Below are 16,581 nucleotides of genomic sequence, written 5' to 3'. Positions count from 1 at the left end.
ATGCCAGACGCCATGCCAACCCATTCAGAAACCCGACATCTGCCATATACCGCTCAGCAAATGTACGATCTGGTGGGGGATGTGGCGAAATACCCCGAGTTTCTGCCTTGGTGCGCAGCGGCCCGTATTCGCCGAACATATCAGGCGGGCGAAGGGCAGGTGATGGAGGCGGATCTGGTCATCTCGTTCAAGGTGTTCCGCGAACGGTTCGGCAGCCGCGTTACGCTGTTTGATGCACAGAAAAAGATCGACACCGAATATCTGGACGGCCCGTTCAAATACATGCGATCGGACTGGCAGTTCGAAGATGCCGAAGGTGGGTGCAACGTGTCGTTCCATGTCGATTTCGAGTTCAAGAATGCAGTATTGCAAGGCATCATCGGTGTTGTGTTCAACGAAGCCATGCACCGCATCGTACGCGCATTCGAAAAACGCGCCGCAGACCTTTACGGCTGAGGCTTTACCCAACCGGTGCGCGCGCTAGACTGCGTTATATGACAGATATTACCAACACGCTTGCCGAGTTTGCAGCAGGCCCCGTTTCAACAACCGCACAAGCCCGTATCGTCACATCGCTGTCCGCGTTGGATTGGTTGGCCGTCGGGCGCGCGGGCGCTGATGAGCCTGTTTCACGGATCATCCGGGACATAATTCTGGCTGAGGGTGGCGCGGCACAGGCACATGTCTTTGGTGGGGGCGCAGCACCGCTGCGAGCGGCGGCTTTGGTCAACGGTACCGTCTCGCACGCTCTGGATTATGACGACACGCATTTTGCCCATATAGGCCACCCATCTGTCGCCATCTTTCCAGCAGCGCTTGGCATTTGTGAATATGAAGACAGACCCATAGTTGATCTGCTTGAAGCCGCCCTGGTCGGAATGGAGCTATCCATTCGTATCGGTCTATGGCTCGGGCGCGATCACTATCAGGCCGGTTTTCATCAGACTGCGACCGCTGGGGTCTTTGGAGCAGCGGTTGCGGCCGGGCGTGTCATGGGATTTGACGCAACGCAGATGCGTCAGGTACTTGGCCTGACTGCAACACGGGCCGCGGGGCAAAAGGCGCAGTTCGGGACGATGGGAAAACCCTACAATGCTGGCATGGCGGCTTCGAACGGGATCGAGGTTGCGCTGCTGATCCAAGGTGGTTTTGAGCCCAATGCGGATGCTATCGAAGGGCCGTTTGGGTTCGCCGCCACTCATGCCGGGGCAGGTGACACCGCCAGCGCGCTGTCCGGGTTGGGTGACGAGTGGTTGTTTGAGAATGTCAGCCACAAATTCCATGCTTGTTGCCACGGCCTTCATGCCGCGCTCGAAGCCGCGCGCCAACTTGACATTGCCGAACCCGAAGTGGCCGAGATCAAGATCAAAACCCACCCACGATGGATGAGCGTGTGCAATCAACTTGCGCCGACAACCGGTTTGGGGGCCAAATTCTCATACCGCACCGTGATCGCAATGTTGGCGCTCGGCCACGATACGGCCTTGCCGGACAGCTATTCCGATGAGGTCTGCGCAGACCCGCGTCTGAAATCCCTGCGCGACAGGATCACGGTCGAAGCGGACGAGACCTTGAGCGAAACGCAGGCCCACCTGTCGCTACTGCGCCGGGACGGTGCGCGGCGTGAGGCAGACCACGATCTGCTGGCCCCGATGTCACTAGCCGACCGCGAAGATCGTGTGCGCGAAAAGGCCTCCAAGCTGATTGGCGGCGATGAGGCTGACTCCATCTGGTCCATGCTGCGCACCGGTGGGCGCGCAGCTGATCTGGCAGCCCAACTAAGCGATTAAGAAACGCGCCAGTGAAGTGGGAAACCCGGGTTGAACACGGTAACAGGCCCGTCCGCAGATTCGATCTTGGTCGGATATTCGACGACATCCCCTTTAGTCAGGGTGATCGTCTGCTCGTTCACAGGCAGCCGGTAAAATCCAGGCCCATTCAACGAGGTGAACCCTTCAAGCTTGTCCAATGCGCCCGCTCGCTCGAACACTTCGGCAAGCAGAGACATGGTGTTCGTCGCGGTAAAGCAGCCTGCACAGCCGCAAGCCATTTCCTTGTTCGCATCTGTGTGCGGCGCGCTGTCCGTCCCCAGAAAGAACCGACTGTCGCCTGACGTCGCCGCCGTTACCAGCGCCAACCGTTGCTCTTCACGTTTGGCAACCGGGAGGCAGTAGTAGTGCGGTTTGATACCGCCCACCAGAATGTGATTGCGGTTGATGATCAGGTGATGCGTCGTAATCGTCGCGCCCAGATCGCTTTCGTTCGCTTTCACATAGTCCACGCCGTTTGAGGTCGTGATGTGCTCCATAACCACCCGCAGACCGGGCGTGGCTTTGCGGATCGGGTCCAGAACACGGTCAATGAACACGGCTTCACGATCAAAGATGTCGATCTCGGCATCCGTGACCTCACCGTGTACGCACAGGGGCAGGCCAATTTCGGCCATTTTCTCAAGCATCGGCCGCACCTTGTCGAAATCTCGCACGCCCGAGGCAGAATTCGTCGTGGCCCCCGCCGGATACAGCTTGACCGCCTTGACCAGCCCGCTGGCATGAGCGGCAGCGACATCCGCAGGATCCGTATCTTCAGTCAGATAAAGTGTCATCAGCGGCTCGAATGACATGCCGTCGGGCAACGCCGCCAGAATACGCTCGCGATAGGCCGCGGCCTGACCACCCGTGACAACCGGAGGTACAAGGTTGGGCATAATGATCGCACGTGCGAAATGACGCGCGGTTTCAGGTAGGACGGCCTGCAACATCGCGCCATCGCGCAGGTGCAGATGCCAGTCGTCGGGACGGCGGATCGTGAGGGTATCGGTCATGGCCCCGGGCTAGCACAGCCCATGCGGAGGGGAAAGCCTTGTCAATTGATCAGATCGTCGTAAGTCCCGAAAGGGCCCCGGGCTTGACGCACACGCGCGCTCATGACCTGTTGGGCAGATCAACAAGGGGATTTCATGACGCAACCAAACTCAATCGACGCCGTGCAGCTGTTGCTGGGGGATCAAGGCTATGTCTGCGGCAGAGCGCTGGCGACGGTAGTATTCCTGTCGCTATCACTTGGGCGTCCGCTGTTTCTCGAAGGTGAAGCGGGCGTCGGTAAAACCGAAATTGCCAAAGCCCTTGCCGCCGGGTTGAACCGCCGCCTGATCCGCCTGCAATGCTACGAAGGGTTGGATGCGTCGTCGGCAGTCTATGAATGGAACTTCCCGGCGCAGATGGTTGCAATTCGCACAGCCGAAGCGGCGGGTGGGGCCGACCGAAACGCCCTTCAGACCGAGCTGTTCTCGGATAAATACCTGATTGAACGACCCTTGCTGCAAGCGATGCGTCCGGATGAAAACGGTGCGCCCGTGCTTCTGATCGACGAACTCGACCGCACCGACGAACCGTTTGAGGCATTTCTGTTAGAGGCGCTCAGCGATTTTCAGGTCACCATCCCGGAACTCGGCACCATCAAGGCACCTGAATCTCCAATCGTGATCGTCACCTCTAACCGCACACGCGAGGTTCACGATGCCCTCAAACGCCGCTGTCTTTATCACTGGGTCGACTATCCGAACTTTGATCGTGAAATCGAAATCCTGCACGCCCGCGCGCCCGAGGCGGCACAGGCGCTCAGCCGAGAGGTTGTGGCCTTTGTACAGCGCTTGCGTACCGAAGACCTGTTCAAAAAACCCGGCGTGGCGGAAACCATCGACTGGGCCAAATGCCTGTTGGCGCTGGATGTGATCAATCTCAGCCCCGAGGTAATCGGCGATACGCTGGGAGCCATTCTAAAATATCAGGACGACATTCAAAAACTGCAAGGGTCCGAGGCCAAGCGCATCCTTGACGAAGCCAAAGCCACGCTAGAACCCGCCTGATGCTTCATCTTTTCAGAAATACTCTGGGGGTATGGGGGCAGAGCCCCCATCAGCGATAATGGCCGAACAACTCCCGCTGGATATCCCCGACGACCCAAAACTGGTGCAAAACATCACGCATTTCGCGCGCGCGCTGCGTAAGGCAGGTTTGCCAATCGGAACAGGGCGCGTGGTGGATGCCATTCGGGCGGTTGAGGCGGCAGGTTTTACCCAAAAGCAGGATTTCTACTGGACGCTCCATGCGTGTTTCGTAAACCGACCCGAACACCGGACGGTCTTCGCACAGGTCTTTCGGCTTTACTGGCGTGACCCACGATACCTTGAACACATGATGTCGATGATGCTGCCCGCGATCCGGGGTGTGCAGGAAGAGCGCACGGCTGACGCTGCTGAAAAACGTGCGGCCGAGGCGCTGTTGGATGGTGTCGAGCGTGATCAGCCGAAGGCGACGGAACAAGAGCAAGACAGCGAGATCGAAATCGACGCAACTCAGACAGCTTCATCCGAAGAACGCCTGCGCAATCTGGATTTCGAACAGATGAGCACGGATGAAGTCGCACAAGCCAAACGCCTGCTGGCGCGCTTGTCCTTGCCTGTTCAACCGATCGCCTCGCGCCGGGGCGAGGCCAGCCAGACCGGGCGACGCATTGACCGGGCGCGCACATTGCGATCAGCGATGCGCCAGGGCGGAGATCTTCGCGACATCCGCCGAATGAAACCCAAACCGCGTTGGCCCAACCTTGTGGCGTTGTGCGACATCTCCGGGTCGATGAGCCAGTACAGTCGCATTATCCTGCATTTCCTTCACACGGTCTCGAACGCCAAAGGTGCCGGTTGGGCCAAGGTGCACGCCTTTACCTTTGGTACGCAGTTGACCAACATCACCCGCCATCTGCATCAGCGTGACGTTGATGCCGCGCTAGCGGCTGCCGGGTCCGAAGCACAGGATTGGGAAGGCGGCACCCGGATAGGCGATTGCTTGCATCAGTTCAATCGCGACTGGTCGCGGCGCGTTATGGGGCAGGGGGCGGTTGTCCTATTGATCACAGACGGATTGGAACGGGGCGCCCCCGAACAACTGGAAAAAGAGATTGAGCGCCTGCACCTCTCATCTCGCCGTTTGATCTGGCTGAACCCGCTTCTGCGCTGGGATGGATTTGCACCAAAGGCGCAGGGCATCCTGACCATGCTGCCGCATGTCGACAGCTTTCGTGCCGGTCATTCGATTGCCTCGCTCGAGGATCTGGCCGCCGTGATTTCACAATCCGACGACCAGGGACAGAAAGCCCGGTTGATGGCTGCGCTTTCTAAGTGATCATCAGGACAGTTGTTCCTGATTGCATTTGCGCGCCATTTCCATGGCTTTGTAGGTGCCGGTCAAATCTACCGTGAACGCAAATTCCTTTTCAGGAAAAACGATCATGACTTCTTTCTTGGCGATGTCCTCGGCGAACTGAGGGTCATCCGACAAAACGTATCCACCCGAATAGCCTTTGGTGATATTGCCCTTCATTCCGGTCGCTTCACCAACATAGATATTGTCGCCGATCAGGATAGCAACGGCCTCTTTCTCACCAGCTTTGATGTTGGTTTTGGCCTTGGTGAAAACGCCGACATAGCCAACGCCGCGATCCTCGGTCAGGCCCATCTGGACGACATTCTCGGCATCATCTACGGCTTCGATCAGACAGGATTTTTTATCCTGATCGATAAAGACCTTCCATCCTTCAACTTCGCCATATTTCAGAAATGTGTCCGCCGAAACGGCCGTAGAGGCGGCCAGGCCAACCAATGATGCAAGTGCGATAATGCGTTTCAACTCTCTGACTCCATTTAAAAACTTTCAGGGGGCGCAATGGTGCATATGCACTATGCTCGGGCACGCTAGAACTGGAATTCAATACAATCAATGGTTTATTTGTTTGAATGCGAAATCTGCGCATAACTCGCCGGTGAACGACAGAAGCTGCAACTAACCACAATTCCAACCGCTTTTCATTGCGATAAAGCATCCTATGTTGGTCTGGAACATTGCCGGAGGCATCAATGGACAGATTCGACAGCAGCCCCGAAACCGCGCTTGAGTGGTTTCGCAAGGGCAAAGGGGCTGCACTTGCGACGGTTGTGCAGACTTGGGGCAGCGCGCCCAGGCGCGTCGGATCTCAGCTGGTTATCGGCGGGGATGGCCGGATCGAAGGGTCTGTGTCCGGTGGATGCGTCGAGGGCGCTGTCATTGTCGAGGCGCTGGAAGCCATAGACGAAGGCGAGGCCCGCTTGCTTGAATTCGGTGTCAGCGACGAAGACGCCTTTGCCGTTGGTCTTGCCTGCGGTGGTACAATCCGGGTTCTGGTCGAGCCGGTCGGCAAGGTCTTGCCCGAAAACATGTTGGCTGAATTGGTTGCCGCACGGGCGGGGCGTGAGCCGATAGCATATGAGGTCAATGTTGAAACCGGGCATCGGGCGCTGCGTCGCAACGCTTATTCAGATCGTCTGCGAATGGATCGGTCAGGATTTGAAGAAGACGGTCAAACCTTTGTTGCGGTGCACAACCCTCCGCTGCGGTTAATCGTGGTCGGCGCGGTGCATATCGCACAGGCGCTGGTGCCGATGGCGCGCATTGCTGGATATGATCCAGCCATCGTTGACCCGCGCGATGCATTTGCCTCGGACGCGCGGTTTCCAGGTGAAAAGATCCTGACCGACTGGCCTGATGAGGCCGTTGTGAAACTGGGACTGGATTCGCGAACTGCGGTTGTTTTGCTGACCCATGATCCCAAGCTGGATGATCCGGCCCTGCAGGCGGCCTTGAGTGCCAACGTGTTCTACATTGGCGCGCTTGGGTCCACCCGGACCCATGCCAAGCGAGTGGAACGCATGAAGCAAGCCGGATTCACCGATGAACAGATTTCGCGGATCCATGGTCCGATCGGTCTGGACATCGGTGCAGCGGATCCGTCCGAGATTGCGGTTGCGATTTTGGCTCAGATGACAGCTGTGCTGCGGGGCAAGGCGTGAAATTCGGACCGGTTCCCGTCGCGACATCCAAAGGCGCGATCCTTGCTCATTCGGTCAAGCTTGATGGGCAGAAGCTGCGCAAAGGGATCGAATTGACGGATGTCCATGTGGCCCTGATGGAGCAGGCCGGTTTGCGCGAAGTGACGGTTGCAAGACTGGAACCCGGCGATTGCCACGAGGACGAGGCCGCGCGGATGCTGGCCGCTGCACTTGCGCCCGACCCGGCAGGGGTCAACTTGCGCGTGACAGATGCCTTCACCGGGCGCGTGAACCTGCTGGCAGATGCGCCTGGCGTGGCGGCGCTGAATATCGACGCCCTTCAGCGTTTTAATCGCGTAAACCCGATGATTACCGTTGCGACCGTGCCGCAATATAAACAGATGACCGCTGGCGGAATGGTCGCAACGATCAAAGTCATTTCCTATGCCGTACCCCACGCAGATGTTCAGGCTGCCGCACAATTGGCTCGGGCCGCGATAAAGCTGACGACACCCATTTTTCGGACTGCAGGGTTGGTGGTCACGGATATTCAAGGCGGGCCATCGAACGAAAAGGGCATCGCCGCGATACGGGGTCGGGTCGAGGCGTTGGGACTTGATCTGATCGATGTGCAGATCGTTCCGCATCGACCTGACGAGCTTGCCACCGCCGTGTCTTCGGTTCAGGGCGATGTAACGATGATCCTGACGGGATCGGCAACATCGGATGTGAACGATGTAGCCCCGGCGGCGGTTAGCTTTGCAGGGGGCAGGGTTGATCGGTTCGGGATGCCGGTTGATCCGGGCAACTTGCTGTTTCTCGGATCACTTCAGGGGCGTCCGGTCATCGGGTTGCCCGGCTGCGCCCGCTCACCTGCGTTGAACGGTGCGGATTGGATTTTGTCCCGGGTGGCTTGTGGGGTGGAAACGACCGGAGATGACATTTCCGCGATGGGCGTTGGCGGGTTGCTCAAGGAAATCCCGACAAGACCGCAACCGCGCTCTGGGCGAAAGAAGTGACGCTGCGGCACTTTTGACCCTAAGAAATCGCAATCTATCTCGTGCACGTTAAGCAACTAGACGGCTGAAAAACACGGCAAATATTTTTGTTCTCAAACAAATTTTCCCGTGTTTAACTCGTCCCGAGGAAAAAATACCAAACGGGAGGAACACATGACACAGGTCTCAATGACCGTGAACGGGAAAGCCGTTAGCGGTGACGTAGAAGGCCGGACGTTGCTGTCCGGCTTTCTGCGCGACCATCTGCACCTGACCGGAACGCATGTCGGATGCGATACAGCCCAATGCGGAGCGTGCGTGGTTCATGTGAACGGCGAGGCGGTCAAATCCTGTAATATGCTGGCGTTAGAGGCAGACGGCGCTGAGGTTGGCACGATTGAGGGGCAAGCCAACGAAGATGGCTCATTGAACGTGATCCAACAGGCGTTTCAGGATCATCACGGATTGCAATGCGGGTTTTGCACACCGGGCATGGTGATGAGCGCGGCCGCATTGCTGAAGGAAAACCCGCGCCCGACCGAGGCTGAAGTGCGCAAGTATCTTGAAGGCAATCTATGCCGCTGCACCGGGTATCACAACATCGTCAAGGCGATCATGGCCGCTTCGGGCCAGGACGTTTCAAGCATCGCCGCCGAATAAGGCGGGTAAGAATTTTCGACGAAAATTCTTTTCCAGGGAGGAGAACAAGCAATGCCCAAAGACAGTGGCATCGGAGCCAGTTCCAAGCGGCGCGAGGACGTGCGCTTTCTGACCGGAGCAGGCAATTATACCGACGACATCAACGTACATGGCCAGGCCTATGTACATTTTCTGCGGTCCGACATCGCACATGGCCGGATCAACAGCATCGACACATCAGCGGCAGAAGGAATGCCGGGTGTGGTCAAGGTTTTCACCGGCAAGGATTTCGAAGGCGTGGGCGGAATACCCTGCGGTTGGGAAGTCACCGACCGTCACGGCGCGCCGATGCAAGAGCCTGCGCATCCCATTTTGGCGCAAGGTAAGGTGCGCCATGTGGGCGACCCGATTGCAGCCGTGGTGGCCGACAGCCTTGAACAGGCACGGGATGCAGCCGAGGCTATTGATCTCGACATCGAGGAATTGCCCGCGGTGATCGACATGAAAGCTGCGGCACAAGACGGCGCGACGCTGGTTCATGACGATCTGAAAAACAACATCTGCTATGACTGGCACTTGGGCGAAGCGGACAACGACAAGGTCAACGAGGTCTTTGCCAACGCGGCCCATGTGACGACGCTGGATCTGGTGAACAACCGGCTGGTTGCCAACCCGATGGAACCGCGTGTGGCCGTTGCGGAATACAGCCGCGGGACCGAGGAGTATACGCTCTACACCACCTCGCAGAATCCACACGTGATCCGCCTGCTGATGTGCGCCTTTGTTCTGGGGCTTCCCGAGCATAAGGTCCGCGTGGTTGCCCCGGACGTCGGTGGCGGCTTTGGTACCAAGATCTTCCACTATGCGGAAGAGGCTTTCTGTACCTTTGCCGCCAAGGCTTGCGGTCGCCCGGTCAAATGGTCGGCCAGCCGGTCCGAGGCGTTCATGTCGGATGCTCATGGTCGTGACCATGTCACCCGGATCGAACTGGCATTGGATGCAGATAACAACTTCACTGGCTTGCGCACCGATACCTACGCCAATCTGGGGGCTTATCTGTCGACCTTCTCCAGCTCGGTTCCGACATGGCTGCATGGCACCTTGATGGCGGGCAATTACAAGACGCCGGTCATTCAGGTGAACGTGAAGGCGATGTTTACCAATACGGTGCCGGTGGACGCCTACCGCGGCGCAGGCCGCCCCGAGGCGACCTATCAGATCGAGCGCGTCATCGACAAAGCAGCCCGCGAGCTCGGCGTAGACCCGATCGCGTTGCGTCGTCAGAACTTTGTCACCCAGTTCCCCTATGACACGCCGGTGGCGTTGACCTATGACACCGGGGATTACAACGGAACCATGGACAAGCTGGAGGCCACCGCCGATCTGGCAGGCTTTGCCGCGCGCCGTGCCGAAAGCGAGGCCAATGGTAAGCTGCGGGGCCTTGGCATCAATTGCTATATTGAGGCTTGCGGCATTGCGCCCTCGAACATCGTCGGGATGCTGGGCGCGCGCGCGGGTCTTTATGACGCCGCGACCGTGCGGGTGAATGCCACCGGATCAATCAGCGTCATGGTGGGCGCACACAGCCACGGGCAGGGGCATGAAACGGCATTTCCGCAGGTTGTGGCCGACATGATCGGCATCGACGAGTCGATGGTTGAGATCGTGCATGGCGACACCTCGAAGATCCCGTTCGGCATGGGGACCTATGGCTCGCGCTCGCTGGCGGTCTGTGGCTCGGCTATGGTTAAGGCGACTGAAAAGGTGATCGAGAAAGCCAAGAAGATCGCGGCCCACCTGCTGGAAGCGTCTGAGGCTGATATTGAGTTGAAGGACGGTCAGTTCAGCGTGGCAGGCACCGACAAATCGGTGGCCTGGGGCGATGTGACCCTGACAGCCTATGTGCCGCACAACTATCCGCTGGAGGTGGAGCCGGGGCTGGAGGAAACCGCGTTCTACGACCCGGCCAATTTCACCTTCCCTGCCGGTGCTTATGCCTGCGAGGTCGAGGTTGATCCCGAGACCGGTCAGGTCAGCATCGAGGCCTTCACCGCGGCGGATGACTTTGGCAACATCGTCAACCCGATGATTGTGGATGGGCAGGTGCATGGCGGTATCGGTCAGGGCATCGGTCAGGCGCTGCTTGAGAACTGCGCCTATGACGAGAATGGCCAGCTGCTGAGCGCATCTTACATGGACTATGCCATGCCGCGCGCCGATGATGTGCCGTTCTATGTCGTAGACCATTCCAGCCAGACGCCATGTACGCACAACCCGTTGGGCGTGAAGGGCTGTGGTGAGGCCGGGGCGATTGGTTCACCTCCTGCTGTGGTTAATGCGGTTCTGGATGCGCTGAACTCGGGTGGCAAGGCGGTCGATCACATTGACATGCCGATGAGCCCGTCGCGCGTCTGGGCGGCGATGAACGGGTGAGTTGGAGAGGGAGGACCGGGGGCCAGCCCCCGGACCCCCGAGGTATTTTTGAACAGAAGAAGGGCGGGGCGTGCCTTGTCCTGATTTTGGAAAGGAAGACGAAATGTACAGTTTCGAGTTTGAGAAACCCTCGACCATTGCGGACGCGGTAGCCGCGCTGGGGGCAGAGGAGGCGCAGGCTTTGGGGGGCGGTCAGACGTTGATCCCCACTTTGAAGCAGCGATTGGCGGCACCCTCGGCTTTGGTATCGCTGAGCGGGATTGCCGAGATGCAGGGTGTTTGCATCGAGGACGATGGTTCGGTGGCGATTGGCGGGGCGACGACCCATGCTGCGGTCGCGCGTGAGGCGGCGGGGTCGTATCCGTCGCTGGCGGCATTGGCCGGGCAGATCGGCGATCCGGCAGTGCGCAATCGCGGGACCATTGGCGGGTCGATTGCCAATAACGATCCGGCTGCCTGTTATCCAGCGGGTGTTTTGGGTTCGGGCGCAACCATCGTGACCAATCGGCGCGAGATTGCGGCAGATGATTTCTTTGAAGGCATGTTCAGCACGGCGCTGGATGAAGGCGAGATCATCACTCTGGTCCGGTTTCCAGTACCGCAGGCGGCGAGCTACCAGAAGTTCCTGCAGCCCGCTTCACGCTTTGCATTGGTCGGCGTCTACGTGGCGCGGTTTGCCGACGGCGTGCGTGTGGCCGTGACCGGAGCAAGCGAAGATGGGGTATTCCGTTGGTCCGAGGCAGAGGCCGCGCTGAATAAAGAGTTCCGCCCGGATGCTCTGATGGATTTGCGTATCAACCCGATGAACATGATCGGCGACCTGCATGGCAGCAAAGAGTACCGGGCGCATCTGGTCAGTGTCATGACAAAGCGCGCTGTCGTGGCCTGTTCATAGATTGGCTGGAAGCGAAATGTGCAAAGCCCCGGTGTTCAACCGGGGCTTTGTGGTTTTCTGATCCTGGGTAGCTTTGAGGGTTGCCAATAGGCGCCGGTGTCTTCGCGTGACTTCAGATAGCGCTCGGCGCGTATGCGGGCGGCCTCGCCACCGCTGGCAATGAGATGACCCAGCAGACATTCCAGAACGGCCATGGCCCCAGAGAAGCTGGAGAAATGGTGCAAGGTCCGGGTGCTGATCGGCAGTATGACGTCTGGTGAAATGCCCGGCGCGATAACGTCGCTGTCGGACAGCAGTATGATCTTCAGGCCTTGGTCACGTGCATATCGCAAGGCCTGGATGGTATCAGCGGAATAGGGCTGTACGGTGATCGCAAACACGCAGTCCTGCGGGTTGGCATCCAGAAGATCATCGATGGCCGAGCCCATATGGCGGGGTATCAGCTGAAGTCCGAGATGTGCCATGCGTCCTGCATAGTGAAAATAGTAGGCCAGCGCGAAACTGGCGCGCGCAGCGGTGACGAAGCAGCGTTCCGATTTTGTGATCAGCTGGTTTGCTGCACTGACCTTTGCGGGATCCAGCTGTCTGAGGGATCGGGCGACGACGTTCAGTTCGTTCTGTGCAAACTCTGCCTGAGCCGTCTGAAACCCGCCGCCTTGCCGCATGGTTTGCAGCCAGTCCTGCCCAAGGCGGTCTTCGCTGTCCGTGACCAGTGCACTCCGAAAGGGCTGCCGGAACGCATCGAAGCCGTCAAAGCCCATGCGTTGTGCCAAACGGACAAGAACATTGGAACTGATGCCGATCTTTGATGCCGTGACACGGATCGGGTCGATGCCGAAATCTCCGGGATGATCTATGATGTATTTGGCGGCAGCCTGCAGTTGCGCTGGCATCTTGTCGATGCCAAGGCGCAGGCGCTTGTTGATTTGATCGGGATGTATGGTCATGACATCAAGAAAAACATATGTTTTCTATTAGGCAAGTTGAAAACGTATCTAAAACCCGTAAGTCGGCGTTGAAGCATGAGGTTTTGAACATGACGCAGACTGATAATGGTGTAGATCACACTGTAGACCCATACGTTCTGGTTGCGCCGAACGGGGCGCGGCGAGGGGCTGCGGACCATGCGGCGCTGCCGGTTTCAGTCGAGCAGATCGTCGAGACAGCGAAAGCGTGTAACCAGGCTGGCGCACAGGGGCTTCACCTGCATGTGCGGGATGACATGGGTCAACATTCGCTGGATGCGGGCCGGTATCTGGAAACCATGGCCGAGCTGAAGCGGATTGTACCGGGCATGGACCTTCAGATCACGACCGAAGCGGCGGGTGTTTTCAGCGTTGCCGATCAGTTTAACTGTCTGCAACAGGTGCGGCCCGAATGGGCCTCGATCTCGGTTCGTGAAATTGCCCGACAGCCCGCGCTTGCGCCCCGAATCTATGCGCTGTGCGCGGATCAGGGAACGCGGGTTCAGCATATCCTATACGATGCCGAGGATGCTGGTCTGTTGACCCACTGGGCGGCGACCGGAGTTGTGCGGCCTCAGCAGATTGAGCGTCTTTTGGTGCTGGGCCGGTATGCCGCCGGGCAGGAATCGACACCTGCGGATCTTGATCTTTTTCCACGCGATGACTCACCATGGATGGTTTGCGCGTTTGGAACGCAGGAACATGCCTGCCTTTATGAAGCTGCCCGACGCGGTGGTGATCTGAGGGTTGGTTTTGAAAACAGTCTGACAACGCCTGATGGTCAACAATGGGCTGATAACGCCGCATCGGTTGCCGCATTGGTCGCTGGATTGAAAGGGACTTTGAAATGAGCCACGTTTTTCCACGTCACACCAAATCGAACTTGCCCGTCGCAGCGGGTGGGGACGGGTGTTATTTGATCGATGATCAAGGAAACCGGTTCCTTGATTGCGGGGATGCGGCGGTTTCGTGTCTGGGGCATTCGAACCCGGCTGTGATCCGTGCAGTGCAAGAGCAGGTCGAACAGATCGCCTTTGCCCATACCGGGTTCATGACGTCGAAACCGGCCGAGGCGTTGGCGGATCTGTTGATCGAACATGCGCCGGGGGAACTGGATCGGGTCTATTTTGTTTCGGGTGGGTCCGAGGCAACAGAGGCCGCCATCAAATTGGCGCGTCAGTATTACCTTGAGATCGGACAACCAGAAAGGCGTCGCGTCATCGCGCGACGCCAAAGCTATCATGGCAATACGCTGGGCGCATTGTCAGCAGGCGGAAACGAATGGCGCAGGGCGCAGTTTGCGCCGATGTTGATCGAAATGACTCATATCGCACCCTGCTATGAGTATGCCGAAAAACCGGACGCAGAAAGCAGCTTTGACTATGGTCAGCGCGTTGCGAATGAGCTGGAAGCCGAGATTCTGCGCTTGGGGTCAGATACCGTCATGGCCTTTATGGCTGAACCTGTTGTTGGGGCGACGTTGGGGGCAGTTCCTGCGGTTGATGGCTACTTCAAACGTATTCGCGAGATTTGCGATACCTACGGTGTTTTGCTGATCCTGGACGAAGTCATGTGCGGCATGGGTCGAACAGGTCATTTGTTCGCTTGTGATCATGACATCGTGACGCCGGATATTCTTTGCATCGCCAAGGGGTTAGGTGCAGGATATCAACCTATCGGGGCCATGTTGTGCACGTCAAGAATTTATAACGCGATCCGCGATGGGTCCGGGTTCTTTCAGCACGGACATACATATATCGGCCATCCGGTCGCAACCGCCGCGGCTCTTGCCGTTGTGACCGAATTGACGGAAAAAATGCTGCCAGAACGCGCAGGGGTAATGGGCGAGAGGTTGCAATCTGCGCTTGAGGCCACCTTTGGTCAACATCCCAACGTGGGTGACATTCGGGGTCGGGGTCTGTTCCGGGGCATCGAACTTGTGGCGGATCGGGATAGTAGAACACCGTTTGACCCGGCCAAAGGCGTGGCCGGACGCTTGAAAAAGGCGGCGTTGGCCGAGGGTCTGATTTGCTATCCGATGTCCGGGACACGGGATGGAAAAAACGGCGATCACATCTTGCTGGCACCACCGTTCATCATCGAAGACGCGCAGATAGATGAGTTGGTGGTCAAGTTGAAGCGTGCATTGGACGCCGTGATCTGACGAAAAAGGGCTCCTGCTATTTGACGGAGCCCTTTCAGATTGCAATCTGATCGATTTACTTCTGTGGAAGCGGGCCGATCATCATGATCATCTGACGACCTTCCATCTTGGGCATGTTTTCAACCTTGCCCAGATCTTTGATGTCTTCTGCCACACGTTCCAGCAGCTCGCGGCCCAAATTTTGGTGCGCCATTTCACGGCCCCGAAAACGCAGGGTGACTTTGACCTTGTCGCCCTTTTCCAGAAACTTGAAGACGTTCTTCATCTTGACGTCATAGTCATGCGTGTCGGTGTTGGGTCGGAATTTGACCTCTTTCACCTCGATGACTTTCTGTTTCTTGCGGGCTTCGCTTTCGCGTTTCTGCTGTTCGTATTTGAACTTGCCAAAATCCATGATCTTGCAGACCGGCGGGTTCGCGTTGGGCGAAATCTCGACCAGGTCAAGTCCGGCATCTGCGGCAAGTTGCATGGCTTTGGCGGGATGAACCACCCCGACATTATCGCCGTCTGCGCCAATCAGGCGGATTTCGGGGGCACGGATTTTGTCATTGACGCGCGGTCCGGTGTCTCTTTGCGGCGGCGCGTTGTGAGGTCTGCGAGCTATGGGTTCATTCCTTTGATGATTGCAGAATTTCGAGCCCGGAATTTAGACCGCCCAGCGCGTTGTTTCAAGCGGCATAACGAACCGCCAACACGAAAATTCCGGGTTTGTCAGGGGTTTTGGTGTTGGTCGGGCCGCATCGCGCCCGACCAGAGACACATGTCAGCCAACAAAGGCTTTTTCGACCACAAATTCCTTAGGCTCGGAATTTGCGCCTTCGCGCAGACCAAAACCTTCTAGGATCGCCTTTATGTCGTGGTTGAAGGCAAGGCTGCCGCAGACCATGCCGCGATCCGTTTCCGGTGCGATACCGTCGATACCCAGGTCGGCAAAGACGGTGCCGTCTTTCAGCAGTTCGGTGATGCGGCCCATCTTGGGGCTCTCTTCCCGCGTCGTAGTTGGGTAGTAACGGATCTTGTCGGCAAAGCCTTCACCAATCAATTCTGCCAGCAATTCATCCTGACGGATGTCTTCAATCAACTGGCGACCATATTCCAACTCGGCCACTTCGCGGCAGGTATGGGTGATGATGACTTCATCGTAATCCTCATAGGTCTGCGGCTCACGCAGCAGCGAGGCAAAAGGCGCAAAACCGGTGCCGGTTGCAAAGAACCACAGGCGTTTGCCGGGCAGCAGGGCATCATGGACCAGTGTGCCAACAGGCTTGGGCCGCAGGATGATCTGATCACCAGGCTTGATGTGCTGAAGCTTCGAGGTCAGCGGGCCGTCCTGCACCTTGATCGAGTAGAACTCAAGCTCTTCGTCCCAAGATGGCGAGGCAATCGAATAAGCGCGCAGAAGCGGTTTGCCGTTGTCACCCAGCAAACCGATCATCACAAACTCGCCCGAGCGGAACCGCAGCGAGGCAGGGCGCGAGACCTTGAAGGAAAACAGGCTGTCGGTCCAGTGCTTGACGTCAGTCACGGTCTGGGCGTCCGGCAGAACGGGGGCCTTTACGGCGGTTGCTTCGGTCACGGGTGTCATCTCTGTCATCGTTTCACTGCCGGTCTGGTAAACCGACATC

At 57.8% G+C, this 16,581-nt stretch carries 16 protein-coding genes; 11 read left to right on the top strand and 5 right to left on the bottom strand.

What is annotated here, in order from left to right; genetic code table 11:
• Window positions 1–12: 12 nt before the first annotated feature.
• Together ACR0FG_RS06730 and ACR0FG_RS06725 are read left to right on the top strand one after the other, a co-directional pair.
• Window positions 13–456, top strand: coding sequence for a type II toxin-antitoxin system RatA family toxin (locus ACR0FG_RS06730; protein ID WP_480891315.1), 444 nt, complete (start codon window positions 13–15; stop codon window positions 454–456).
• A gap of 38 nt (window positions 457–494) precedes the next feature.
• A complete protein-coding gene (locus ACR0FG_RS06725) occupies window positions 495–1,790 on the top strand; it encodes an MmgE/PrpD family protein (protein WP_480891314.1) in 1,296 nt (431 codons plus the stop codon).
• Here ACR0FG_RS06725 and pyrC read toward each other — a convergent pair.
• On the bottom strand, window positions 1,787–2,824 hold the full coding sequence (gene pyrC, locus ACR0FG_RS06720; RefSeq protein ID WP_480891311.1) for a dihydroorotase: 1,038 nt from the start codon (window positions 2,822–2,824) through the stop codon (window positions 1,787–1,789). The genes ACR0FG_RS06725 and pyrC overlap by 4 nt on opposite strands.
• A gap of 135 nt (window positions 2,825–2,959) precedes the next feature.
• Between pyrC and ACR0FG_RS06715 the strand changes: the two genes are divergently transcribed.
• Window positions 2,960–3,868 (top strand): AAA family ATPase, encoded by a 909-nt coding sequence (locus ACR0FG_RS06715; protein WP_480891308.1) that lies wholly within the window; start codon window positions 2,960–2,962, stop codon window positions 3,866–3,868.
• Window positions 3,869–3,926: 58 nt separating this feature from the next.
• Window positions 3,927–5,183: a vWA domain-containing protein gene (locus ACR0FG_RS06710; protein WP_480891306.1), complete on the top strand. Its 1,257-nt coding sequence runs from the start codon at window positions 3,927–3,929 to the stop codon at window positions 5,181–5,183.
• Window positions 5,184–5,186: 3 nt separating this feature from the next.
• On the opposite strand, the gene ACR0FG_RS06705 is transcribed toward ACR0FG_RS06710, so the two are convergent.
• On the bottom strand, window positions 5,187–5,687 hold the full coding sequence (locus ACR0FG_RS06705) for a hypothetical protein (RefSeq protein ID WP_480891304.1): 501 nt from the start codon (window positions 5,685–5,687) through the stop codon (window positions 5,187–5,189).
• A gap of 227 nt (window positions 5,688–5,914) precedes the next feature.
• Here ACR0FG_RS06705 and ACR0FG_RS06700 point away from each other — a divergent pair, with 227 nt between their 5' ends.
• From ACR0FG_RS06700 to ACR0FG_RS06680, 5 genes are all read left to right on the top strand, one after another.
• Entirely contained in the window at window positions 5,915–6,883 is a 969-nt protein-coding gene (locus ACR0FG_RS06700; RefSeq protein ID WP_480891301.1) for an XdhC family protein, read from the top strand.
• Window positions 6,880–7,881, top strand: coding sequence for a molybdopterin-binding protein (locus tag ACR0FG_RS06695; protein ID WP_480891299.1), 1,002 nt, complete (start codon window positions 6,880–6,882; stop codon window positions 7,879–7,881). The genes ACR0FG_RS06700 and ACR0FG_RS06695 overlap by 4 nt, the downstream gene beginning before the upstream one ends.
• A 153-nt stretch (window positions 7,882–8,034) precedes the next feature.
• The gene (locus tag ACR0FG_RS06690) at window positions 8,035–8,520 is read left to right on the top strand and encodes a (2Fe-2S)-binding protein (protein WP_480891296.1); all 486 of its coding nucleotides are present in this window, start codon (window positions 8,035–8,037) and stop codon (window positions 8,518–8,520) included.
• Window positions 8,521–8,571: 51 nt separating this feature from the next.
• Window positions 8,572–10,932, top strand: a complete 2,361-nt coding sequence (locus ACR0FG_RS06685) for a xanthine dehydrogenase family protein molybdopterin-binding subunit (protein WP_480891294.1) — start codon at window positions 8,572–8,574, stop codon at window positions 10,930–10,932.
• Window positions 10,933–11,035: 103 nt separating this feature from the next.
• The gene (locus tag ACR0FG_RS06680) at window positions 11,036–11,827 is read left to right on the top strand and encodes an FAD binding domain-containing protein (protein WP_480891292.1); all 792 of its coding nucleotides are present in this window, start codon (window positions 11,036–11,038) and stop codon (window positions 11,825–11,827) included.
• A 35-nt stretch (window positions 11,828–11,862) separates the two neighbouring features.
• Here the strand turns inward: ACR0FG_RS06680 and ACR0FG_RS06675 are convergent, their stop codons facing one another.
• Complete coding sequence (locus ACR0FG_RS06675) at window positions 11,863–12,774, bottom strand: MurR/RpiR family transcriptional regulator (protein ID WP_480891289.1); 912 nt, start codon at window positions 12,772–12,774, stop codon at window positions 11,863–11,865.
• 89 nt (window positions 12,775–12,863) lie between these two features.
• Between ACR0FG_RS06675 and ACR0FG_RS06670 the strand changes: the two genes are divergently transcribed.
• Window positions 12,864–13,643 (top strand): beta-keto acid cleavage family enzyme, encoded by a 780-nt coding sequence (locus ACR0FG_RS06670; protein ID WP_480891286.1) that lies wholly within the window; start codon window positions 12,864–12,866, stop codon window positions 13,641–13,643.
• Window positions 13,640–14,956 carry an aspartate aminotransferase family protein gene (locus ACR0FG_RS06665; protein ID WP_480891283.1) on the top strand — a complete coding sequence of 439 codons (1,317 nt, stop codon included), beginning with the start codon at window positions 13,640–13,642 and terminating at the stop codon, window positions 14,954–14,956. The genes ACR0FG_RS06670 and ACR0FG_RS06665 overlap by 4 nt, the downstream gene beginning before the upstream one ends.
• Before the next feature lie 55 nt (window positions 14,957–15,011).
• On the opposite strand, the gene infC is transcribed toward ACR0FG_RS06665, so the two are convergent.
• Both infC and ACR0FG_RS06655 read right to left on the bottom strand, forming a co-directional pair.
• A complete protein-coding gene (infC, locus tag ACR0FG_RS06660; protein ID WP_480504410.1) occupies window positions 15,012–15,473 on the bottom strand; it encodes a translation initiation factor IF-3 in 462 nt (153 codons plus the stop codon).
• A 246-nt stretch (window positions 15,474–15,719) separates the two neighbouring features.
• A complete protein-coding gene (locus tag ACR0FG_RS06655) occupies window positions 15,720–16,550 on the bottom strand; it encodes a ferredoxin--NADP reductase (RefSeq protein ID WP_170711615.1) in 831 nt (276 codons plus the stop codon).
• Window positions 16,551–16,581 lie beyond the last annotated feature (31 nt).

The sequence above is a fragment of the Ruegeria sp. E1 genome (assembly GCF_056534225.1).
This window is presented reverse-complemented; position numbering and strand designations above follow the sequence as displayed.

Bases quoted from the DNA above. Each gene is read 5' to 3' on its own strand.
- ACR0FG_RS06665 (WP_480891283.1), top strand. From the start codon at position 13,640: ATGAGCCACGTTTTTCCACGTCACACCAAATCGAACTTGCCCGTCGCA.
- ACR0FG_RS06685 (WP_480891294.1), top strand. From the start codon at position 8,572: ATGCCCAAAGACAGTGGCATCGGAGCCAGTTCCAAGCGGCGCGAGGAC.
- ACR0FG_RS06710 (WP_480891306.1), top strand. From the start codon at position 3,927: ATGGCCGAACAACTCCCGCTGGATATCCCCGACGACCCAAAACTGGTG.
- pyrC (WP_480891311.1), bottom strand. From the start codon at position 2,824: ATGACCGATACCCTCACGATCCGCCGTCCCGACGACTGGCATCTGCAC.
- ACR0FG_RS06730 (WP_480891315.1), top strand. From the start codon at position 13: ATGCCAACCCATTCAGAAACCCGACATCTGCCATATACCGCTCAGCAA.
- ACR0FG_RS06670 (WP_480891286.1), top strand. From the start codon at position 12,864: ATGACGCAGACTGATAATGGTGTAGATCACACTGTAGACCCATACGTT.
- ACR0FG_RS06675 (WP_480891289.1), bottom strand. From the start codon at position 12,774: ATGACCATACATCCCGATCAAATCAACAAGCGCCTGCGCCTTGGCATC.
- ACR0FG_RS06680 (WP_480891292.1), top strand. From the start codon at position 11,036: ATGTACAGTTTCGAGTTTGAGAAACCCTCGACCATTGCGGACGCGGTA.
- ACR0FG_RS06690 (WP_480891296.1), top strand. From the start codon at position 8,035: ATGACACAGGTCTCAATGACCGTGAACGGGAAAGCCGTTAGCGGTGAC.
- ACR0FG_RS06725 (WP_480891314.1), top strand. From the start codon at position 495: ATGACAGATATTACCAACACGCTTGCCGAGTTTGCAGCAGGCCCCGTT.
- ACR0FG_RS06715 (WP_480891308.1), top strand. From the start codon at position 2,960: ATGACGCAACCAAACTCAATCGACGCCGTGCAGCTGTTGCTGGGGGAT.
- ACR0FG_RS06655 (WP_170711615.1), bottom strand. From the start codon at position 16,550: ATGACAGAGATGACACCCGTGACCGAAGCAACCGCCGTAAAGGCCCCC.
- ACR0FG_RS06700 (WP_480891301.1), top strand. From the start codon at position 5,915: ATGGACAGATTCGACAGCAGCCCCGAAACCGCGCTTGAGTGGTTTCGC.